The 19,915-nt window shown below is 59.1% G+C and carries 22 protein-coding genes; 10 read left to right on the forward strand and 12 right to left on the reverse strand.

What is annotated here, in order from left to right; translation table 11 throughout:
* The first annotated feature begins 9 nt into the window (after positions 1–9).
* The 3 genes from NE637_RS11085 to NE637_RS11095 are packed head-to-tail and all read left to right on the forward strand — an operon-like array spanning position 10 to position 2,739.
* Entirely contained in the window at positions 10–1,737 is a 1,728-nt protein-coding gene (locus NE637_RS11085) for a glycosyltransferase family 9 protein (RefSeq protein ID WP_227118962.1), read from the forward strand.
* Positions 1,738–1,794: 57 nt separating this feature from the next.
* Positions 1,795–2,400 carry a DUF8043 domain-containing protein gene (locus NE637_RS11090; protein ID WP_192112182.1) on the forward strand — a complete coding sequence of 202 codons (606 nt, stop codon included), beginning with the start codon at positions 1,795–1,797 and terminating at the stop codon, positions 2,398–2,400.
* A gap of 15 nt (positions 2,401–2,415) precedes the next feature.
* Positions 2,416–2,739, forward strand: a complete 324-nt coding sequence (locus tag NE637_RS11095) for a hypothetical protein (RefSeq protein WP_192112181.1) — start codon at positions 2,416–2,418, stop codon at positions 2,737–2,739.
* Positions 2,740–3,128: 389 nt separating this feature from the next.
* Here the strand turns inward: NE637_RS11095 and thiE are convergent, their stop codons facing one another.
* On the reverse strand, positions 3,129–3,776 hold the full coding sequence (thiE, locus tag NE637_RS11100; protein ID WP_192112180.1) for a thiamine phosphate synthase: 648 nt from the start codon (positions 3,774–3,776) through the stop codon (positions 3,129–3,131).
* Between the two features lie 17 nt (positions 3,777–3,793).
* Positions 3,794–4,840, reverse strand: a complete 1,047-nt coding sequence (locus tag NE637_RS11105; RefSeq protein WP_227118964.1) for a DUF362 domain-containing protein — start codon at positions 4,838–4,840, stop codon at positions 3,794–3,796.
* Positions 4,841–4,959: 119 nt separating this feature from the next.
* On the opposite strand from NE637_RS11105, the gene NE637_RS11110 reads away from it, so the two are divergent.
* Together NE637_RS11110 and NE637_RS11115 are read left to right on the forward strand one after the other, a co-directional pair.
* Positions 4,960–7,716: a mechanosensitive ion channel domain-containing protein gene (locus NE637_RS11110; protein WP_227118965.1), complete on the forward strand. Its 2,757-nt coding sequence runs from the start codon at positions 4,960–4,962 to the stop codon at positions 7,714–7,716.
* A gap of 140 nt (positions 7,717–7,856) precedes the next feature.
* Positions 7,857–8,204, forward strand: coding sequence for a cupin domain-containing protein (locus tag NE637_RS11115; RefSeq protein ID WP_192112177.1), 348 nt, complete (start codon positions 7,857–7,859; stop codon positions 8,202–8,204).
* An 80-nt stretch (positions 8,205–8,284) separates the two neighbouring features.
* On the opposite strand, the gene aldA is transcribed toward NE637_RS11115, so the two are convergent.
* Together aldA and NE637_RS11125 are read right to left on the reverse strand one after the other, a co-directional pair.
* Entirely contained in the window at positions 8,285–9,718 is a 1,434-nt protein-coding gene (gene aldA, locus NE637_RS11120) for an aldehyde dehydrogenase (protein ID WP_227124449.1), read from the reverse strand.
* A gap of 177 nt (positions 9,719–9,895) precedes the next feature.
* Positions 9,896–10,732, reverse strand: coding sequence for an Mrp/NBP35 family ATP-binding protein (locus NE637_RS11125; RefSeq protein WP_215646722.1), 837 nt, complete (start codon positions 10,730–10,732; stop codon positions 9,896–9,898).
* A gap of 150 nt (positions 10,733–10,882) precedes the next feature.
* Between NE637_RS11125 and NE637_RS11130 the strand changes: the two genes are divergently transcribed.
* Together NE637_RS11130 and NE637_RS11135 are read left to right on the forward strand one after the other, a co-directional pair.
* Positions 10,883–11,287, forward strand: a complete 405-nt coding sequence (locus tag NE637_RS11130; protein WP_227118968.1) for a hypothetical protein — start codon at positions 10,883–10,885, stop codon at positions 11,285–11,287.
* A gap of 84 nt (positions 11,288–11,371) precedes the next feature.
* The gene (locus tag NE637_RS11135; protein WP_192112174.1) at positions 11,372–11,740 is read left to right on the forward strand and encodes a DUF134 domain-containing protein; all 369 of its coding nucleotides are present in this window, start codon (positions 11,372–11,374) and stop codon (positions 11,738–11,740) included.
* A 151-nt stretch (positions 11,741–11,891) separates the two neighbouring features.
* Here NE637_RS11135 and NE637_RS11140 read toward each other — a convergent pair whose 3' ends face one another.
* The 5 genes from NE637_RS11140 to cutA are packed head-to-tail and all read right to left on the reverse strand — an operon-like array spanning position 11,892 to position 14,710.
* The gene (locus NE637_RS11140) at positions 11,892–12,362 is read right to left on the reverse strand and encodes a YbaK/EbsC family protein (RefSeq protein WP_227118970.1); all 471 of its coding nucleotides are present in this window, start codon (positions 12,360–12,362) and stop codon (positions 11,892–11,894) included.
* 56 nt (positions 12,363–12,418) lie between these two features.
* Complete coding sequence (locus NE637_RS11145) at positions 12,419–12,847, reverse strand: DMT family transporter (protein WP_192112172.1); 429 nt, start codon at positions 12,845–12,847, stop codon at positions 12,419–12,421.
* Between the two features lie 13 nt (positions 12,848–12,860).
* Positions 12,861–13,319, reverse strand: coding sequence for a VOC family protein (locus NE637_RS11150; RefSeq protein WP_192112171.1), 459 nt, complete (start codon positions 13,317–13,319; stop codon positions 12,861–12,863).
* A 57-nt stretch (positions 13,320–13,376) separates the two neighbouring features.
* Positions 13,377–14,330 carry a carbohydrate kinase family protein gene (locus tag NE637_RS11155; protein WP_192112170.1) on the reverse strand — a complete coding sequence of 318 codons (954 nt, stop codon included), beginning with the start codon at positions 14,328–14,330 and terminating at the stop codon, positions 13,377–13,379.
* Positions 14,331–14,365: 35 nt separating this feature from the next.
* Complete coding sequence (gene cutA / locus NE637_RS11160) at positions 14,366–14,710, reverse strand: divalent-cation tolerance protein CutA (protein WP_227118972.1); 345 nt, start codon at positions 14,708–14,710, stop codon at positions 14,366–14,368.
* A gap of 161 nt (positions 14,711–14,871) precedes the next feature.
* On the opposite strand from cutA, the gene nth reads away from it, so the two are divergent.
* Together nth and NE637_RS11170 are read left to right on the forward strand one after the other, a co-directional pair.
* Positions 14,872–15,549, forward strand: coding sequence for an endonuclease III (gene nth, locus NE637_RS11165; RefSeq protein WP_192112168.1), 678 nt, complete (start codon positions 14,872–14,874; stop codon positions 15,547–15,549).
* A 123-nt stretch (positions 15,550–15,672) separates the two neighbouring features.
* Positions 15,673–16,626: a chemotaxis protein gene (locus NE637_RS11170; protein ID WP_192112167.1), complete on the forward strand. Its 954-nt coding sequence runs from the start codon at positions 15,673–15,675 to the stop codon at positions 16,624–16,626.
* Between the two features lie 93 nt (positions 16,627–16,719).
* Here the strand turns inward: NE637_RS11170 and NE637_RS11175 are convergent, their stop codons facing one another.
* On the reverse strand, positions 16,720–17,637 hold the full coding sequence (locus NE637_RS11175) for a nitroreductase family protein (protein WP_227118974.1): 918 nt from the start codon (positions 17,635–17,637) through the stop codon (positions 16,720–16,722).
* 204 nt (positions 17,638–17,841) lie between these two features.
* Between NE637_RS11175 and fliR the strand changes: the two genes are divergently transcribed.
* Entirely contained in the window at positions 17,842–18,633 is a 792-nt protein-coding gene (gene fliR, locus NE637_RS11180) for a flagellar biosynthetic protein FliR (RefSeq protein ID WP_022657594.1), read from the forward strand.
* Between the two features lie 124 nt (positions 18,634–18,757).
* On the opposite strand, the gene NE637_RS11185 is transcribed toward fliR, so the two are convergent.
* Both NE637_RS11185 and NE637_RS11190 read right to left on the reverse strand, forming a co-directional pair.
* Complete coding sequence (locus NE637_RS11185) at positions 18,758–19,471, reverse strand: DUF268 domain-containing protein (RefSeq protein ID WP_227118976.1); 714 nt, start codon at positions 19,469–19,471, stop codon at positions 18,758–18,760.
* Positions 19,472–19,531: 60 nt separating this feature from the next.
* Positions 19,532–19,858: an alpha-1,2-fucosyltransferase gene (locus NE637_RS11190; protein ID WP_256267735.1), complete on the reverse strand. Its 327-nt coding sequence runs from the start codon at positions 19,856–19,858 to the stop codon at positions 19,532–19,534.
* Positions 19,859–19,915 lie beyond the last annotated feature (57 nt).

Here is a 19,915-nt window from a genome sequence, read left to right on the forward strand (position 1 = left end):
AGTCAACCAATGGAGACCACCTGCTCTGCGGCTGACCGCTCAGGCACCACACTGGTCATCAACCTGACGCGATTTGGCGACCTGCTGCAATGCCAGCCCCTCATTGAAGATCTGCATTGTCAGGGCCAGGCAGTGCATCTGGTGTGCCTGGACAATTTTTCCAGCGCCCAGCCCCTGCTGCGCCATGTGGAGCGCACCTGGCCCCTGCCCGGCGCGCGGCTCATGGCCGACATGGACAAGGATTGGCGCATCGCAACGGCGCTTCTGCTGGAATTTGCCCGCGCCGTCAGGAGCGAGGCCAGGCCCGACTGCGTCGTCAACCTGACCACTACCCTGCCTGCGCGGCTGCTCACTGGCCTGCTGGCTGGCGGGCAGGTGGACGGGCAGGCCGAAATTCGAGGTTTCTGCCTAGACGCGCACGGTTTTGGGCAAAACAGGGGCATCTGGTCCACATTTCTGAACAGCGGCGCTACAAACCGACTGAGCGCCCCCTTTAATCTTGCGGATATGTTCCGCATGGTGGGCGCTCCGCACACGCCAGCAGCCGCAGACGTGCAACCACGCCAGCGGCTGGCTGATCCGCCAGGGGAAGCCCTGGTTGCGGCGGACGCCCTGCTTGCCGAGGCTCCGCCAGAGACATGCGGTTTTGTGGCCATGCAGCTGGGCGCAAGCGAAGCCCGGCGGCAGTGGCCCGCACATTTTTTTGCCGAGGTGGGCGACCGGCTGTGGCGCGATCGCAAGCTCTGCCCGGTGCTGCTTGGCTCACCTGCAGAACGCCCGCTGGCCGAGGCCTATGCCCAGGCTGCCCAAGGGCATTGGGTGGATGCCGTGGGCAAAACCAACCTCACCCAACTGGCGGCACTGCTACGCCGGTCAAAATTGTTGTTTACCAACGATACCGGAACGATGCATCTAGCTGCAGGCCTTGGCGTGCCCTGCCTGGCCATATTTCTAGCCACGGCCCAGCCCTGCGACACCGGCCCCTATTTGCCCGGATGCTGCTGCCTGGAACCTGCCCTGCCCTGCCATCCCTGCCCCTTTGGCCGCCCCTGCCCCAATAATCTGGCATGTGTGACGCACATCAGCCCCCGGAGCGTGGAATCCCTCGCCCTGTCATGGCTTGACGCTGGACGATGGGATGCCGCACCGCTTGACCTTGTGGGGCGCGAGGCCCGCGTATGGCTGACGGAACAGGATGACAAGGGATTTATGACCGTGCGCTGCCTTACGGAGCACGCCGCCGAGGATCGCAGCCTCTGGCTTGCGCAGCAGCGGACTTTCTGGCGTCAGATACTTGACGAACTGGACGGCGCGGCCCGGCCCGCAGCGGCGGAGCAAGGGAGCTCGGATACACGTCAGCCTGAAGAAAATGCCCCTTCATCATCTGCACATGGCACCGCCCATGCGGACGATTCGGCTGGCGCTTTTTCTGCCGGATTTTCGCACCGTATGGCGGCATCGCTGGAGCAGGCCGCACAACTTTTTGAAATGCTTACGCAACAGGGGCAACTGTTAGGCAAAAGCCCCAAGGCAGGGCAATTGTTTTTGCGTAATTGCGAACGCCTGCAAACGGTTTTTGACGCCTGCCCCGAGCTGCGCTCGTTGGGGGCCTTCTGGCGTGAACTGCGCCAGGAACGCGGCGACCGGCTGGACGACCTGCTGGAGCTTACTGCCCAGCTTGGCGCGCATTTCGTTATCTGGCGCCATAAATTTACCGATGGCACGTCATTTGCTTAAACATACTCAGAACACATTACGGTAAAATCTTCCCTGTGGGGAGAGGAGGGAACTGGAATGATAATCATAGACGGCTCACAAAGCGAAAAAAGTATTTCTGCCTTTGCCAACCTTGAGGAACTGCTCAAGGATGTCATGCAGGAAGACCAGATGACCAACCGCGTGGTCACGGACGTTCTGGTAAACAACGAAGCGTTTTCCGAGATCTATCCGCATCAGGCCGAAGACATCGCCTGCTCCGAAATTTCTTCCATTGAGGTGCGCTCCGTGCCCATGGCTGAAATGGCTGTGGATATGTCCGCCGAAATGGGCAAGGTCGCCCAGATGATGGCCCACGGTTCGCGCGAAGTGGCCCGGTTGTTCCGCGCCGCCTCCGACACTGACGCCCTGGAACTTTTTCAGGATCTGCTGGACGTGACCCGCGACTTCATGGGCATGCTGGGTGAACTGCGCACCAACTACACGGATGGCGCTCTGCCCGATTTTGCCGAAAAAACCGAAAAATTTTCCAGCCTGCTTTCTGAAATGGGCGACGTGCTGGAAAACGAAGACTGGATTCTCCTGGCTGACCTGCTTGAATATGAATTCATCCCGCTGTGCGACGATTGGCGCGCCACCAGCGAGATTCTGCACAAGCAGGTTGCCGAACACATGGCCCAATAGGCCTCAGGAGCTTGCATGAATCAGGGAGTATGCCTTCTTGATGAAGCGCTGAACCTTGCCCGCCTGGAAATGGCGGCACTGGAGGACGGCGCATACGACAGGGCGGTCGAGCTTGCCGAAAGGCGGGGCGAAGTGACCAGCATGGCCTGGCACATGCTGGAAGACAGCCAGGCCGACCAATACAGAACTCACCTGATTGAGCTGGCCCGTGTGCAGGATCAGCTGACGGAACTTGCCACCAGGGCGCACAGCGAAATCAGGTCGCAGTTGCAACGCTCACGCCTTGAAAGTCGCCGCATGCGCGGCTACCACAGGGCAGTGGGCCAGGCTCTGCAATAGCGCACCGTGCGTTCAGAATCATAAGTGGCGGCATACGCAACAGCGTGTGCCGCCACTTTTTTTGATGCTGGCCCGCTCCAGGTGTAGAGTGTCAACACGTTGTTCACCCTTCCCTTCACTCGGTATGTTGTTGTCTGGTAACACCAGCTTTACCGATTTATGAAAGGTGAACAACCTATTGGAATATTACATCTAGGGGCTGTTTCTAAATAAAAGATTTTGCGCCGAGGACAAGGAAAACAGTGTTTTTTACGACAGGAGTGGACTCGCTTTAGCCGTTGCGACGCAGGAAGCTACGGATAAAGACAGCAGCGCTTTTTGTCCATGACTGGAGTAAAAAATGCTGGATGACGCAGTGATCGGCCAAAAGAATTATTTAGAAACAGGCCCTACCCCACCATGCCTTCACGCATGGCCTTGCGCACATCTTCCACTCTGGTCCGGATGTCGGGCGCGCCGACCAGTTCGCTCACAAGCGAGCAGCAGCGCGCGCCGTGCCGCGCGACTTCCGCAATGTTATGCCGCTTGATGCCGCCAATGGCCACAAAGGGCAAATCCCCATTGCGGGCGACCCAATCCAGATACTCGTACCCAACGGGATCGACCACGTCTTCCTTGGTGTTGGTGGCAAAGATCGGCCCCACGCCGATGTAGTCCGCACCGAGGCTGCGGGCTTCGCGGGCCTGCTCCGGCAGGTGGGTGGAAAGGCCGATGATCATTTCCGGCCCCACGAGGCTGCGCACGGCGGGAACAGGCAGATCCTCCTGCCCCACATGCACGCCGTCTGCCTGCACCAGCATGGCGATATCCACGTGGTCGTTGACGATAAAGCAGGCTCCGGCCTCCCTGGTCAGCCGCCGCAATAGGCGGCATTCCTCCAGCATGGCACCGGATTTCAGTTTTTTTTCGCGATATTGCAAAATGCGCACGCCTGCCCCCATAAGGGCGGAAACAACTTCTTCAAGCGGCCTTCCCAGTGAAAGACCGGCATCCGTGATGGCATAAATATCCGTTTCTCCAGGCAGGATTCTGGGCATATGAGGCTCCTTGGCGGCTATTTTCTGAACGCCGCAACAATGCGGCGAAAACAACTGTGTACAAAGCGGGCAGGATGAAAGGACGTGTGCGAAAGCTCCGCTGGCAACTGGAACCCGGCAGATGAAAAATCCGCGGGGGTTCGCAGGGGAAAGACAGCCTGAACGCCGTCATTTTCCTCTGCCGCGGCGCTGCCCCAGGCACGGCGGCGGCACAGGGCCGCACCAAGCGGCACATTCTGCGGCGCAAGACCCAATACGGCATACAGCGCCTCGTCCAGCGCCACGGCAGAGGCGCTGGCCCCTACCACGCCCAGGGCAAATGGGCTGCCGTTGCTCGGCCCTGTAACATGCATGGCCGTAACGCCGTCCGCAACTGCGGCAACAGGGGGCAAGGCCGCCCACAACGCGGCAAGGCAGTCGGCAAAAAACAGGGGGTCGCGCCCCTCGCGGGCGTGGGCAAAAGCCTTGTGCAGGCCGCGCACGCAACCAAAACAGTTTTTGACGGAGAGCGTCACCAGCATCTGCGCATGGGCCTTGACCCGGGGAACCGACACAATAAAATCGCTCTCAAGTGCCAGACGCGCCACATGAAATCGCGATCCGCCCGCCTGCAAACCTGCCTTTTGCGCCGCTTCCCCCTCAAGGGGCAGGGGTACCGGCTGCGCAGGGCCGATCTCTTCAACTTCAAGGCCCAGAGGGCGCAAAGCTGCTTCAAGCCCCACAGCCCGGGCCACAGAGGCCGCGCGTCCAAAACCCGGCGAATCCGCCACGCGCACCCGCGCACCGTGATCCATAAGCCAGGCGCATACTGCGGCCACAACCTGCGGCGAGGTGCAAGCAAGGGGCTTTGCCAGCAAAAGATTGGGTTTTACCAGCACGCGCGCACCGGGGCGCAGGGGGCAAAGCTCCGTCAGGCGGGCAGCGTCCATGACTTCGCCCACAGCCCTGCCCAAGCCGGGATCATGATAATCCTCTTGCTGCAACAAGGCCACGGGCAGTGAAGCCGGGGCGGCGACAGGGCTGTTTTCCAGCCCGGAAGGCGGGGTGTTGATGCCGTTTTCCATGTCCGGACTATGCCGCCCGTCCGGCTCCTTGTAAAGACCACGGCCTTTTCAAACGGCCTTTCTTGACGTATGGAAGGGCATCCACCTTCAGGGACAACCGACTGTAATCTGAGGATTCCATGCACGCACCCAAATTGCTGATAACCGCCCTTTTATTGACCCTGTGCTGTGCCCTGGCCTCTCCCGCCGTATTTGCGGCGGAACCGACCCCCGCCGCCAAACAGGATACCCCCAAGGCAGACGCCGCCAAGCCTGACACTGCCAAGCCCGATGCAGCCAAACAGGACGCCCCCAAGGGCGAGAAGGCCGACAAGTCTGACAAAGCCGACAAGCCCGCCGTCAAGACTGACGCCAAAGCCGATGCCAAAGCTGATGCCAAAGCAGACGCCAAGGCGGACGCAAAAGCGGACCAAAAGGCGGACGACAAGGCTGAATCCAAGGTTGACACCAACGAAGAACCCGCCATTGCCACACTGCCCCTGCGCGATCCATGGGAAATGGTCTGGAGCGGGCAAAAGGCCATGCTCGATGAAATTACCCAGAAGGCCACGGCCATGGGTGATACCTTTGCCCAGCGGTCAACCAATCTGAGCCAGAAAGTTCAGCCCTTCATGGAAGAAGCGCGGCGTCTGCTGGTGCTGCTCAATACGTATAAAAACTGGCCCAACCCCGTTGAGGCCGTCAGCCGCCGCATCACAGCCACGGTGCTTGATCTGCGCAAGATGCTTGACCCTGTGCTGGTTGCGCGCAGCGAGGCCCAGGCCCTGCTGGAACGCGTTGGCTATCTGGCCGACAGCATGCCTGAAGACCTGCACGATGGCAGCCTTAGCCCGGAAATGCAGGAATACGGCAAAACGCTGGCGCTCACCCGCCTGCGCCTTACAGCCGTTCTGGCCCAGTACGACTCGGCCCTTGCTCCTGCTCTGGCGCTCATCAAGCGGCTGGAAAAGATGCAGGACGAGATCAACGCCCAGATCCCCCTGCTGTGGAAAAACTATTATCTGCAAAGCCCGGTGCCCTGGCTCAGCCCTGATGCATGGGCCGACTTTGGGCGGCAGATGCACTATTCCGTTCAGGGCATGATCCTGCGCCTACCTGTGGAAGTTCCTGTCACGCTTGAGCGTTGGGGCACGGCAGTGCTGCGCTTTATCCTCGGCCTGCTGCTTACCGGCGTGCTCACCGTGTTGCTGTACCGCCGCTGGGCCGCGCAGGACAAGGACGAAAACAGCACCCTGCGGCATGTTTTCCGCGTCAGTCTACCCTGGCTGTGCGTGGGGCTGGCATTTCTCGGCAGTTCCATGTCCGCATCCGGTGAATTCTTTCGACTGTTTCTAGCCCTGGGCAATTTGTGTCTCATTGTGGCCCAGATACATCTGGCATGGGACCTGCGCCTGCTGAAATACCCTGAAGTGCCTCGCCAAAAGCCGCCCTTCTGGATACTTATCCAGCCAACGCTGTGTTCATACGTTCTGCTTTATCTGCCGCTGACCAAGCCTCTGGTGCTGGTTATCTGGCTGTGCATCGTCATCATTTCCATCGTGCGGCAGCACCGCAGGCCCAAGCTTGATCTTGGCCCCATGCATGTGGAAACCAGCGTGCTTGAATGTGAACCCATTGTGCTGTGGATATGCCTTGTGCTGACCCTGGCCGGGCTGCACATCTACAGCATGGTGCTGTATCTGCTCTTTGTTTCCTGCTCGCTGGCCCTGCAACTCTGCATGGGGGGCATGTCTCTTGTCAGCAGCCTCAACGACAAGCTGCCTCAGGAAGGCGTGCGCGCTGCCCTTGCTCACCTTGCCGTGGCGCTCTCCGCCCCTGTGGTGCTGGTTGCGGCCTTTGTGGGCGTTTCGCAGTGGGTCGGCACATTGCCCGGCGGCATGTACCTGCTCCAGCATTATGTCCTGCGCGGCGTCAACGTGGGCGCTACGCAGTTCAACGTTGTGCACCTGCTGCTTATCATCACCATGTTCTACCTGACCCGCACGGCGGTTGCCATGGGCTCGCGCTTTCTGGCGCGCCTGCCCAAGCAGGGGCTGGCTATTGACGCCACGCTCATCCCGCCCATGCAGACGGCCTTTACCTATGCGCTGTGGTGCTGCTTCGGCCTGTTCGCCCTGCGCGCCGTGGGCATGGAACTGAGCAACCTCGCCATGGTAGCCGGTGGTCTTTCTGTCGGTATCGGTTTCGGCATGCAGACCATCGTCAACAACTTCCTGTCGGGTCTGATACTGATCTTCAGCCGCACTCTCCAGGCGGGCGATGTGGTGGAAGTGGGCGGCACTCAGGGCCGTGTGCGCAAAATCAGCGTGCGCGCCACAATGGTGGAAACCTTTGACAATGCCCTGATCATTGTCCCCAACTCGGAATTTGTGGCCAGCCGCCTTATCAACTGGACGCGCAACAGCCGCACCGTGCGCAGGGAAATCAAGGTCGGCGTGGCCTATGGCTCCGATGCCAATGCGGTGATGAAAATCCTGCTGGCAACGGCCAACGCCAATAGCAACGTGCTCAAATATCCCCCGCCGAGCGTGGCCTTTGCGGATTTTGGGGCCAGTACGCTTGATTTCAGCCTGAGGTTCTGGGTGCGGGATTATGACGTGTCTGTTTCCACAGCCTCGGACATTCGCGTGGAAATTGAACGCGAATTCCGCGAACAGCGCATTGAAATCGCCTTCCCGCAGCTTGATGTGAACATCAAGGAACTGCCGCCTCGCACAAGGGCCCCCCAACCGCCGACCAAGCCGCGCGCAAGTAAAAGACGCGCGCCGCGCCGTCCGCACAAGGTGCTGCCTGCCGGGGCCAAAGGCAAGCCGGAGGCCAAAAATGCGCCAGCCGCTGCCCCCGATGACGGGGACGATGACGAGAACAACAACTAAGCGCTTTCCGCGCGAATGATCGCCGCAGCAATGCCCGGTTATCACGCGGGCATTGCGGGCGGGCCTTGCAAAGCAGGGAAACGCGCTCTTGCAGCCCAGTTTTAACCGGCGCATCCGCGCCCGAACCACAGGAGAACACCATGATCAACCGCGCTGACGCTCTGGAATGCTTTGAAAAGGAACTTTTTGGCGGACCGGGCGCCGTCCACTTTACCAAGATCGTCAATGAGAACGGGCTGGCTGGCAAAGGCCGTCTGTTCAACATCGGCACCCTCAAACCCGGCTGTGCCGTGGGCAACCACAAGCACAACGGCGAAATCGAGATATACTACATTCTTGAAGGCGAAGGCATGTACAACGACAACGGCGTTGAAGCCCCCGTCAAGGCTGGCGATGTGACCGTATGCAACGATGGCGAAAGCCACGGCCTGCTCAATACCGGCTCCACGGATCTCAAGATGGTGGCGCTGATTCTGTTTACCAAGTAAACAACGCCCGCCCCCCTGATATGAAAACGAGGCCCCTCACTGAGGGGCCTCGTTTGTTTTAGCATGTCTGCAATTATGCGTTAATACTGAATATAGGCCACATGGGTCTGGAGATATTCCATAAGGCCGTGCTTGCCGTCCGCGCCGCCAATGCCCGACTTGCGCCAGCCAGCATGGAAGCCCTGCATGGCCTCGAAGTTTTCGCGGTTCACGTAGGTCTCGCCAAACTTCAGGCGGTTCACCGCTTCCATGGCCGTGGATACGTTGGTGGTGTAGATGGAGGACGTCAGGCCGTAGTCGCAGTCGTTGGCAAGGGCCAGGGCTTCATCCAGATCGTGGAAGGTCATCATGGGCAGCACGGGGCCAAACACTTCGTTACGCACGATTTCCATGTCCTGTCGGCAGTTGCGCAGCAAGGTGGGCGTATAGAAGTAGCCGGAATCGCGTTCGGCGGGCGCGCCGCCGACAACGGCTTCCGCACCGTCGGCTTCCGCGCGCTTGACCATGCCGCTGATCTTTTCAAGATGCTCGGCGCTGATCTGGCTGCACATGTCCGGGGCCGGATCGTCAAAGGGATTGCCCAGTCGCACGGCGGCGAAGGCAGCAGCCAGTTTTTCGGCGAACATGTCGGCCACGCTTTCGTGCACGTAGAGGCGTTCCGCGCAATTGCACACCTGCCCGCTGAACACCGTGCGCGAGGCAGTAACGGCCTTGACCGCCAGATCCATGTCCGCATCGGCGCAGACAATGGCCGGGGCCTTGCCGCCCAGTTCCAGCGAAACCTTGGTGATGTTCTGCGCGCCAGCGGCAATGATGCGCTGCCCGGCCTCCACGCTGCCTGTCAGGCTGACCATGTCTGTCATGGAGCTGGAAGAAAGGGCCTCGCCCAGGGTGCTGCCGCCGCCCGTAACAAAGTTTACCACGCCAGCGGGCAAGTCCAGCTCCGTAAGCAGGCTGGCAAAATGCATGACCGTGGCCGGGGCAATACTGCTTGGCTTGATAACCGTGGTGCAGCCCACAAGCAGCGAGGGGGCGACCTTGCGCGCCATGACAAAGAAGGGGAAGTTCCACGGGCAGATGCCCACCACAACGCCAATGGGCTTGCGGTACAGCAGGATATTTTCGCGCGGGCGATCGCTCTGGATGATCTCGCCCTCGTAGATGCGCGCCCATCCGGCATAGTAGTCAAAATACTCAGCGGTGAGGTCGATCTCGACCTGTGCCAGAGGATGGGTTTTGGCCTGCTCCTCAGCGAGGATGCGGCCAAGTTCCAGCCTGTGCTTGCGGATGAGGTTCGCCATTTTTTTAAGGTATCCGGCACGGGCCACCGCCGGAAGCGCCGCCCAGGCATCCTGTGCCCTGTGTGCGGCTGCCAGTGCCGCCAGCCCGTCCTCACGCCCGCCGTTGGGCGTCTGGGCCATTATTTTGCCGGTGGAGGGATTCTCCACCTCAATCATTGCAAAGCTTGTAGGGGAAACCAATTTGCCGTTGATGAACTGTTGGTATGTACGCATGGTTGCTCCTTGGTTGGGGCAAGCATAGGCACACATGGCAACAAAGGTAAAGATACTCCCTTTTTTACGTATTCAGCAAACACGCATGGCCGCAAGGCGGGGCCAACCGTGCAACGGCTCCCACACCTTGCGGCCATGCGCAACAGATGTCACACAGGCGCTACGCTGTACGCGATCCTACATGCGCGAAATCACGGCCAATGCACCGTCCATAAAGTGCTGGTCAACATCCTCGATGGCGCCCTTGTCACAGGCCTGTGCAAGGGCAGGGTCAATGGGCAGGCGGGCAAGCACCTTCAGGCCGTGCCGCTGGGCTACGGCATCAATGTGACTCTCGCCGAATATCTTGTATTCCTTGTTGTTATCCGGGCATTTGAAGTACGAGTAGTTCTCCACCAGCCCAAGAATGGGAATATCCATCTGGCGCGCCATATCAATGGCTTTCTGCACGATCATGCTCACCAGCTCCTGCGGCGAGGTCACAACCACAATGCCGTCCACCGGCAGGGACTGGAACACGGTCAGCGGCACATCGCCCGTTCCTGGAGGCATGTCCACAAACATGTAGTCCACATCGCGCCAGACCACATCCGACCAGAACTGCTTGACCGCGCCGGCAATGATGGGGCCGCGCCAGAGCACGGCATCGGAATCGCCGGGCAGCAGCAGGTTCATGGACATGATGTCCACCCCGCCCTTGCTGCGCTCGGGCACAAGGCCGTCGCCCTCAACATGGGCCTTGCCCGTCAGGCCGAACACACGTGGAATGGAAGGGCCGGTGATGTCGGCATCCAGAATGGCGCAGTGTTTGCCCTGTTTAGTCAAAGCTACCGCCAGCAGGGATGTGATCAGCGACTTGCCCACGCCGCCCTTGCCGCTGACAACACCTATAACCTTTCCAATGCGGCTTTTTGGGTGTGGTTTGACGCGAAAATCCACCTGCGCCTCCTGCCCCTCGCTGCGCTCGTCGCACTGCTCGCCGCAGGAACCGCACTGATGATTGCAATCACTCATGATTCTTTGCCCTCTCAAGATGAACTGCTTTCAGAAGCATTTTTTTCAGACAAATTGGCCTTGCCTGATTTTTTGTTATTGACATATGTCGTAAACACACATACTCCTGTTTATGACATATGTCAATAACAACAACTCAAGGAGGACAATATGCCTCGTTTCGATCACACAGGGCCGGAGGGCAAGGGTTCGCGCACAGGGCGCGGTATGGGCAAGTGCGGCAAGGCTGCCAACGCGGCTGGGCGCGGAATGGGCGCTACGCCTGATGCAGGCCAGACAGCAGGTCAGGGAATGGACGCAAGCCAGAATATGGGCCGAGGCATGGGACAGGGCACAGGGCAAGGCCGCTGCTGCCGCCACGGACAACGACACGGCAACAGGGGCGGCAACTGCGCCATGAACGGGCAGGAAGCAGGCATGGGCCGCGGCGAAGGGCGTGGTATGGGTCGCGGCATGGGCCGTGGTATGCAGCAGGGCAACGGCCCCGTAGGTCAGGCCGAAAGCTGCGGCGCAGGCCCTGCGGCAGGCAGTGACGCGGCGGGCAATAACGGCTAAAGTGTCCGCATATGAATGAGCAAGGCCGCCCGGTCAGTGTGCGCATCCTGAGAGCGCATTGCCGGACGGCCCAAAGAGGATTGCATGCCAAGACCAAAAAAATGGCGCAAAGTCTGCTGCCTGCCGGAAAACCGCAATTTTGGGCCGCTGCCGGGCTTTGGGCAGAGCGCCCCGCAGGCGCAACAGGAAGTCATCATGACCGTGGACGAATATGAGGCCGTGCGCCTCATTGATCTTGAGGGCATGAATCAGGAGGCCTGCGCAGAAAAAATGCGCATTGCCCGCACCACCGTGCAGAGCATCTATGCGGAAGCGCGCAAAAAACTGGCAGACTCGCTGGTGAACGGCAAGCTGCTGCGCATTGAAGGCGGGGATTATGAACTGTGCGACGGGCACGGCGCACGCTGCGGCGTGGGCGGATGCCACAGACGGCGCGGCGGTTTTGGGCAGTAGGGCCAAAAAGCCAGCACATCGCGGGCGCTCTGAGGCAACAAGCCGCAGATAATCGCCCGCCCGCAGGGCGCGTCAAAAACACAGCGCCCGCAGGTTCACGCACGGCCCGTGCCGCAACGCAGTATTATCCTACGGGCGCATCAGAAAAAAATCAGAATTCTTCGTTCTTGCACACGTCCACCCACACGCCGCCCGTGACCCGCTCCAGCTCCGCCAGGGTGAGCTTGGCAGCATTGTTGGGCGCGCCCGCAGCCGGATACACGGGATCATAACGCCTGAGGCTTTCGTCCAGATACACGGCAACGCCCTCGGGCAGGGCAAAGGGGCAGACGCCGCCCATAGGATGCCCCACCTGGGCCTCCAGATCTTCGGGCTTGATAAAACGGGCCTTGGCGTGAAAGGAGTCCTTGAACTTGCGGTTGTCCAGCCGGGCCGTGCCCATGACCACCAGCACCAGCGGAGCATCGTTGACGCTGATGGACAGGCTCTTGGCAATGCGCCCCGGCTCGCAGCCAATGGCCTGAGCCGCCAGATCAACTGTGGCGCTAGAAACTTCAAACTCCCGATATGCCTCTTCAAGACCGTGGCGGGCCAAGAACTCCCGCACTGCATCAACGCGCATTTCTTTCCCTTATTTTTGCTGCAACGCGGGGATTCTTCCGTTCGCCGCAGGCATTATCAGCGGCGCACCACAAGGACGATGCCCGCCAGCACCAACACCAGACCAAGCATTCTGCGCCAGTCAAAAGGAAGGACATTAAGGCCGAACCAGCCGTTGTGGTCGATGATGGCCGCCATAACAAGGTTGCCAAAAATCATGGCGACCAGCGTAGCCAGCACGCCAATACGCGGCGCGGCCAGGGTGGTGCTCACAACCATGAACGCGCCCAACACCCCGCCAGCCCACTGCCATACAGGGGTTTCAATTACGCGGAACACACTGCCCCGCCCCATCAGCAGAACCGGGACAGCCAGAAAAACCGCGCCTATGGCAAAGGAAATAAGCCCGCTTTCCAGCAGCCCCACCGTGCGGCTCAAGGCCGCATTGATGGGCGGTTGCAGAGCCACAATGCAGCCCGCAAATACCACCAGCGCAATGTAGTACATGCCGCCTCCCTGCTCAGGCCGTTTCCTCCGCCGAAGACGCCTCGCGCAAAAAAGGCGTGTGCGTAACAGCCATGAGTATGCCCTCTGGGCTGAGGAATCTGGTGACGGTTTGCCCCCAGGGTTCTTCCTTCAGCCGGAGAAGCAGCTCATAGCCGTTCTGCTCAAGAATGCGCGTGGCGGAAACAATATCTTCCACATCAAGCTCTAGCCAGGCCTGCGGCACAGGCAGACGCTCCGGCCAGACCTCCTCGCCAAAGCAGGAGAGCGCGGCCTTTTCCAGCGGCCAGAGGGCGAAGTGTTTTACGCCCTCCAGACACTGGGAATGCCAATAGCCTTCGTAACCTTCTTCATGGCGCAGGGGCAGGCCCAGCACCTTTCTGTAGAGCTTTCCGCTTGCGTCCGGGTCGGCCACCACCGGGCCGAAACCAGCCACAAACAGAACCCGTATGCCATCAGGAAGCTTGTTCTGCATGGTTTGCTCCCGGCTTACAACCCGTTAAAATTATCTGCCGCAGGGGCGGCCTGTCGCTTAAGCCAGAATGCCTTCGGGCAGGGGGCCGAACACGGCCTCGTAACGCTGACGGAAAACTTCAGGCGAATACTCGTGTTCCTGCGTGCCCATTTTTTCAAGGCAGAAGCTGGCGCTCACAGAGCCGAGCTTGGCGGCCTCGGGCATGGCAAGCCCGTGCAGCAGGCCCTTGAGCAGGCCTGCGCGGTGCGCGTCGCCCGCGCCTGTGGGGTCGAGAACCTGACGCGGCGGCACGGAGGGAATGCGCGTTTCCGTGCCATCTGCACCGCGCACCAGCGCGCCGTCCGCGCCGAGCGTGGTAACAAGCCACAGGGTGCGGCCCACCAGTTCGTCTTCGCTCTTGCCCGTGGCCTTGCAGATCATGTTCAGTTCATAGTCGTTGGTGATGCAGGCAAAGGAACCTTCAATGGCCGCCAGCAGATCGTTGCCGGTGAGCACGGGCAACTGCTGGCCGGGGTCGAAAATATAGGGGACGCCCTTTTCGCGGTAAAATCCCGGCAGGCGGCGCATGTCTTCCACATTGCCGGGGGAGATGATGGCAATGTCCTTGTCCGCATCAATGGCGGGGAAGCTGTAATCGGCAGGGAGGCTCATGGCGCCGGGGTAAAAACCGGTGATCTGGTTGCTGTTGAGATCGGTGGTGATGTAGCACAGGGCGGTAAAGATTTCTTCCGCCCGGCGGATACCTTCCAGAGGCAGCCCCATATTTTCCAGCACAATGGCGTAAGGGCCAAAGTCGCGCCCAGCGGCTGCAACAATGGTGGGCTTTTCGCCAAGCAGGGCCAGAGAATAGGCAATATTGCCCGCGCAACCGCCGCGCCGTTCATCCATGCCGTCCACCATGAAGCTCACGTTGATCATGTGCAGCTTGTCCATCAGGATGTGATCCTGAAAACTGCCAGGGAAGGTCATGATGCGGTCAAAAGCCAGTGATCCTGAAACATAGATGGACATAGTTTCCTCTTGATGACGTGACGGATGAAGGTTGGTCAGGCCGTGGTCGGCAGACTGTTTTCTGTAATCCAGCGCAAAAAAGGCTGATGGCCGTCTGCAATGGGCATGGCGACCACGCAGGGAACTTCATAACTGTGCAGTGCGCGCGCCTTTGCCATAAAATCCGGCAATGCGGCTTCGCTCACCTGGGCCACCAGCAGGCATTCCCCGGCTTCGTGCACCTCGCCCTTCCAGCGGTAAACCGACTGCGCGCCGGGCACGATGTTGACCCCGGCGGCCAGCCGCATACGCACCAGCTCGCGCGCGAGCGTCAGCGCCTCCTCCTGGGTTGGCGTGGTCATATAGACCAGAAAAACCTTGCTGTTTTCCCCGTGTTCCATGAAGGCATGCTACACGTAGCCGAAAAAAAAACAAACCCTGCACCCAGGGCGCGATACTGTAGCCAAACGGAGGCGGGACTGGCTCCATTGCAAAGAGTTATGCCACGCTCACAGCCTGCGCCCTTGCTTGCGGGCATGCGCTCGCTGTGGCATAAAGAGACATGAGCGTAAAATCATCCCCACAGGCAACGGCCCGGAACGTTCTTGCCGCCCTGCAAAAACGCTATCCACACCCGCGCACTCATCTGGACGCCCAAAATGCATGGGAACTGCTGGTAGCCACAGTGCTGGCGGCGCAGTGCACAGATGCCAGGGTGAATACTGTTACGCCGGAGCTGTTCCGCCGCTGGCCCACCCCTGCCGCTCTGGCAGAGGCCCCGCTGGAAGAACTGGAAAGCGTTATCCGGCCCACAGGATTTTTTCACAGCAAGGCCAAAAACCTGTTGGGCGCGGCGCGGCGCGTGCGTGATGTTTTTGACGGGCAGATTCCCAAAAGCATTGAAGACCTCGTCACCATCCCCGGCGTTGCCCGCAAAACAGCCAATGTGGTGCTGTTTGGCGCATACGGCATCAACGAGGGCCTTGCGGTTGATACGCATGTGAAGCGCATCGCCTACCGCCTGGGGCTGACGGACGAAACCGATCCCATACCGATTGAGCGCGACCTCATGAAACTTTTTCCGCGCGAGGAATGGGGCGACGTGAACCACCGCATGGTCTGGTTTGGGCGCGAAGTGTGCGATGCGCGCAAACCCCTGTGCGACACATGCGAAATGTTGAGCTTCTGCCCCCGGCGCGAACCGCCCAAGGCCGCCAAGCCCGCGAAGGGGCGCAAATAGGTTTTTGAACATAGGCCTTAAGGGAATACATATCCTGCCGATACATCTCAACAGCAGTTCCCGTAAACGGAGCACACGATATCGGTGGAAAGCCACGCCTTCCGCAGCACAGGATGGAAAGCCATGTCGCAAAACAGCTTGCTGAACGTTAGCAATAACGAACTTGAAATTATTGAATTTATCATTGATGAAAAGCAGCCGGACGGCAAGGTTTACAGCGGGCATTACGGCATCAACGTTGCCAAGGTGCTTGAAATCATCCGCCTGCCCAATATCACCAGTGTGCCCAGCAAGTGCGACCCTTCAGTACTTGGCACGTTCAATCTGCGCGGCAGGGTGCTGCCCATATTGAACCTTGCCGCATGGCTGGGCAAAGAAATGGCCACGGAAGAAAACACCAAGGTCATTGTCACCGAATTCAGCGGCGTGCAGGCGGCGTTTATGGTCTCCTCCGTCACCAGCATCCACCGCATGACCTGGGATCGCATTGAACCGCCGAACCAGTATGTGCAGACATATTCGCGCGAAAGCATCACGGGCGTTCTGCGTATTCAGGATCGCGTGCTTTTTATTCTGGACATGGAAAAAATCCTCGCCAGCCTCGACAGCACCCTGGACATGTCGCAGGTTGAGGTGGACACCACCCCCGTGGAAGGCGCCGGGCAGTTCCACCTGCTGGTGGCTGACGATTCAAGCTCGCTGCGCAATGTCATGCAGTCGTCGCTGGAAAAATCCGGTTTTCAGGTCACGGCTGTGGGCAGTGGGCGCGCCGCTTGGGATTTTTTGATGCACACCCGTGAGGAAGCCCAGGCCAAGGGCAAGGAACTTACGGATGTGGTGCATCTGGTTATTTCCGACATTGAAATGCCGGAAATGGACGGGCACATGCTCACGGCAAAAATCCGTGAAACCCCCGGCCTCAGCACGCTGCCCATCATCCTGTTCTCCTCGCTCATCACTGATGCGCTGTATGAAAAGGGCGTAAAGGTGGGGGCAGACAGGCAGGTTTCCAAGCCTGACCTCCCAGGCCTGAACAAGATCATACGCGAAGTTATTTCCGAAAAACTGAACAAATAAAGGGCCGGAGCAACCTTGCTCCAACCAGCTCAGATCAGATTTGCCAGCGCCGCAGGAACATATCCTGCGGCGCTTTTTTTATATAAAAGATGTTTATGCCCTGTGCACCGAGGCAAAACTGCGTTCAATACCTTTGCCATAGTGGACGCTCGGATATCCAAACAGCACCACCAAGCCCTCGCGGCTTTTGCAGCGGATGCCATGCCGTTTGCGAAAACGCGCAGCGCTGCCGCCCCACTGCAACAAAGGGTGGATGGAACCTATCATGCAGGTGCCAAGGCCCAGAGCCTCGCCAGCCAGCATGGCAAGGGATGCGGCCACCAGCGGATCAGCGGGGTCTGCCCAGGGCGAATCATAAAAATACATGGCCAGCGGCGCGTCATAGGTAACGATATTTATTCCCGCATCCATTGAAGATGTGAACGCCGCCAGCGCAGGCCGCACAAAATTGCGGAACAGCCCGTCATTGGACTTGCCCCAGAATGGGCGCATGAGCGCAAGAAACCAGGGGGCAGTGAGCCAGCCAAGGGTTTTGAGGTGTGCGCAAAAATCACTGGTGAAGGCGCGGTTTTTCTCCCGGCTGTCCAGCACAAGCACATTGACGTCCGAAGGCGGTACTCCGGTGGGCGCGGTGCGGGCCGCGTCAAGGATGCGCTCAACCAGCTCCGGCTCAACCTCGGCGGGCATAAATTCGCGCACGCTTCTGCGCCGCCGCAACAGGGCGTAATAGGCATCAAAACTCGCGGAGCTGCTCAGGGGCGGCAGGGCAAACAGATCTTCCGGGCCCAACGCCCGGCCACGCACGGTTATGGCCCCGGCAGGGCAAACAGCCATGCAATGGGCACAGCCCACGCAGCCAAAAAGCGGTTGGGGGGCAAGGCAGGCCTTGCCGCCTTCAAGCCGCAGGCCAAAATCCTTGCACACGGCCACGCACTGGCCGCAGCCAGTGCAGAGCGCTGTTTCTATGCAGACAGTGGCCTCGCTTTGCGTGCGTGATGTGGGAATGGCCATAATGTCCCCTTGCAGCAATGATAGCAGTTGCGTCACAGTAGTGCCCAGGGCAGAACGCATCAAGCAAACCATACCGGGAACCGTTCGATACTGGTATCGCGTGGCAGCCATTTCAGGCTTGCCGCTCCAAACATTTCGCCCTTCTGCCCTTGGGCGTCACAAGCGTGACGAAATACTTGGCAACCTTTTTGCAAAACTTACTATATGGATGTTTATAACTACGATCCAGCCAGTGTGCTCAGCCTGCTGCTCACCATGATGCGTGTGAGCATCGTCATGTTCATGCTGCCCGTATTTTCCACCAACAACATCCCCACGCAGGTCAAGGCGGCCATAACCATTGTTTTTTGCCTGGGCGTATGGCCGCACCTCACGCTCCCAGCCGCCGCATTGCCCGCGCATCCCTTTGACGTGGCGCTCATGATGCTGGGAGAGATGGTGCTGGGTCTGGTACTTGGCATGGCCGTCAATTTTCTGTTTATGGGCATTCAGGCGGGTGGTGAGCTACTGGGCTTTCAGATGGGCTTTACCATGATCAACTTTGCCGATCCGCTCACCGGCAACCAGACGGGCGTCACGGCATTTTTTCTGTGGATGGTGTCCCTGCTCGTTTTTCTGAGCCTTGACGGGCATCTGTATATGATCAAGGGATTTGCGGCCTCATTTGACCTGGTGCCGCCGGGAGGGCTGTTTATCGGGCCAGTGGTGCTGCGCCAGATTCTGTATCTGGCCTCGCAGATGTTTGTGCTGGCCTTGCAGATCGCAGCCCCGGTCATGGTGGCCCTGTTCATGGTTGAAGTATCGCTGGGCCTCATGGCCCGTACCTCGCCGCAGATACCCATCATGGAATTTGGGTTCCCCATCAAGGTGATGGTGGGCTTTTTCTTTCTGGGACTGCTCATGGTCATCATGTCTGACCGCATCGCATCCTTTGTGCAGGGGCTGGACAGCCTGTTCATCAACCTGCTGCGCTCCATGAGCCCCTTGTACCAGTAAGCCCCTGACAAAATCCGAAGCAAGTCGCCCGGCTTCTCCTGTCGTCCCTACCCCAAAACACTGCCAGTGCAGAAGGCCCCATTAACGCGGTCAGCCCCCTCAAGCAGTTCAGGCGGCATGCAGGCTACTTCTGTTTTCTGAAAAGAAAGCAACCGCAGCCGTACTTCTGTTGCTGCGCTTCCGCTTCTGAAGCGTGCGCAATAAATTCTCCCCTGTCGGTGACAAGGGCAAATTCCTCAAGATACAGGAAGCCAAAGGCCTCCAGAACTGCGCTGTATGTGTAGATGCGGTGAGCGTTGTAGTGAATTTTTGCCACCCCGCCAATGGGAACAGCAAAGAGCAGACGCCCTCCCCTGCCAAGAACACGCGCCAGTTCGCGCATGGCCGCAATATCCCCCTGCGGAGAAAAAGGATCGCCGTAGCGCTCAAGGCCAATATGCTCCACAACGTGCATGCACGACAGGGAATCCACACTTTCGTCAGCAAAGGGGAGGCTGGTGAGGTCGGCCCGCTTGCAGCGCAGGTTGCCAAGGGTAAGGGGGGCGGGGCGATAGTCGTAAAACGTGATGGGCACAAAGGCCGACGCGATAGACACAAAATAGAGGCTCGAAGAAATGTCTATATGGCTTGCGGGCCGCGTGCGTGCAAGAACGCGTGCCGCCCACGCCGTATGGTAGATATAATGGGCGTCAAAGGGGGTTGTGCCCTGCGCATCATTCAGACAGGGGTGCAGATCTTCCTTGCAGCAGAGGAAACGCCCGCCATCTTGCAACTGCTCCGCCACTTCCAGAAACCGCAGAAGAAACTGTTCTTTCAGCGCCATTTCTTCACTTTTCACATATCCCCCAGTATCGCTGATCGTTGCCGCAAAAATGCAAAAAGCAGGGTGCGCGCCGCGTTATTCTACCGGGCACATATGCCAGCCTTCCACTCGCATGCACTCTCCCGGGATAGGGCTTTTGCCGCCTCGCCACTTGCTGGGCATGATGACGGTTTTATTCTCCGCCCGCTGCGAAAGCCAGGCCCCCCACCAGCTCAGCGAAGAATTTGAGATGATGAAGTGTTTACACTGCGTCATCAAAAAAAGATCCCCTGCGACATTGTCGTTGTCGTTGGCATCCACGTAAACAAAATCGTAGGGAAGACCGGCGAAGGCTTTTTTTGCCCACTCCATGCCGTTGGAAAACACAAAAAAAGTTGGCTTTGGCTGCAACGCCGCTGCCAAAACGCGGTTTCAAGTTCAAAGTGCAACACCCAGTCCTTGGGTATTGGCGTCTTCTAA

Origin of the sequence: Desulfovibrio desulfuricans, from assembly GCF_024460775.1 — a bacterium.
GTDB classification, from domain to species: Bacteria; Desulfobacterota; Desulfovibrionia; order Desulfovibrionales; family Desulfovibrionaceae; genus Desulfovibrio; species Desulfovibrio desulfuricans_E.

What these genes read in the sequence shown, in the direction of transcription:
- NE637_RS11085 (WP_227118962.1), top strand. Translation starts at nt 10, where the DNA reads ATGGAGACCACCTGCTCTGCGGCTGACCGCTCAGGCACCACACTGGTC.
- NE637_RS11090 (WP_192112182.1), top strand. Translation starts at nt 1,795, where the DNA reads ATGATAATCATAGACGGCTCACAAAGCGAAAAAAGTATTTCTGCCTTT.
- NE637_RS11095 (WP_192112181.1), top strand. Translation starts at nt 2,416, where the DNA reads ATGAATCAGGGAGTATGCCTTCTTGATGAAGCGCTGAACCTTGCCCGC.
- thiE (WP_192112180.1), bottom strand. Translation starts at nt 3,776, where the DNA reads ATGCCCAGAATCCTGCCTGGAGAAACGGATATTTATGCCATCACGGAT.
- NE637_RS11105 (WP_227118964.1), bottom strand. Translation starts at nt 4,840, where the DNA reads ATGGAAAACGGCATCAACACCCCGCCTTCCGGGCTGGAAAACAGCCCT.
- NE637_RS11110 (WP_227118965.1), top strand. Translation starts at nt 4,960, where the DNA reads ATGCACGCACCCAAATTGCTGATAACCGCCCTTTTATTGACCCTGTGC.
- NE637_RS11115 (WP_192112177.1), top strand. Translation starts at nt 7,857, where the DNA reads ATGATCAACCGCGCTGACGCTCTGGAATGCTTTGAAAAGGAACTTTTT.
- aldA (WP_227124449.1), bottom strand. Translation starts at nt 9,718, where the DNA reads ATGCGTACATACCAACAGTTCATCAACGGCAAATTGGTTTCCCCTACA.
- NE637_RS11125 (WP_215646722.1), bottom strand. Translation starts at nt 10,732, where the DNA reads ATGAGTGATTGCAATCATCAGTGCGGTTCCTGCGGCGAGCAGTGCGAC.
- NE637_RS11130 (WP_227118968.1), top strand. Translation starts at nt 10,883, where the DNA reads ATGCCTCGTTTCGATCACACAGGGCCGGAGGGCAAGGGTTCGCGCACA.
- NE637_RS11135 (WP_192112174.1), top strand. Translation starts at nt 11,372, where the DNA reads ATGCCAAGACCAAAAAAATGGCGCAAAGTCTGCTGCCTGCCGGAAAAC.
- NE637_RS11140 (WP_227118970.1), bottom strand. Translation starts at nt 12,362, where the DNA reads ATGCGCGTTGATGCAGTGCGGGAGTTCTTGGCCCGCCACGGTCTTGAA.
- NE637_RS11145 (WP_192112172.1), bottom strand. Translation starts at nt 12,847, where the DNA reads ATGTACTACATTGCGCTGGTGGTATTTGCGGGCTGCATTGTGGCTCTG.
- NE637_RS11150 (WP_192112171.1), bottom strand. Translation starts at nt 13,319, where the DNA reads ATGCAGAACAAGCTTCCTGATGGCATACGGGTTCTGTTTGTGGCTGGT.
- NE637_RS11155 (WP_192112170.1), bottom strand. Translation starts at nt 14,330, where the DNA reads ATGTCCATCTATGTTTCAGGATCACTGGCTTTTGACCGCATCATGACC.
- cutA (WP_227118972.1), bottom strand. Translation starts at nt 14,710, where the DNA reads ATGGAACACGGGGAAAACAGCAAGGTTTTTCTGGTCTATATGACCACG.
- nth (WP_192112168.1), top strand. Translation starts at nt 14,872, where the DNA reads ATGAGCGTAAAATCATCCCCACAGGCAACGGCCCGGAACGTTCTTGCC.
- NE637_RS11170 (WP_192112167.1), top strand. Translation starts at nt 15,673, where the DNA reads ATGTCGCAAAACAGCTTGCTGAACGTTAGCAATAACGAACTTGAAATT.
- NE637_RS11175 (WP_227118974.1), bottom strand. Translation starts at nt 17,637, where the DNA reads ATGGCCATTCCCACATCACGCACGCAAAGCGAGGCCACTGTCTGCATA.
- fliR (WP_022657594.1), top strand. Translation starts at nt 17,842, where the DNA reads ATGGATGTTTATAACTACGATCCAGCCAGTGTGCTCAGCCTGCTGCTC.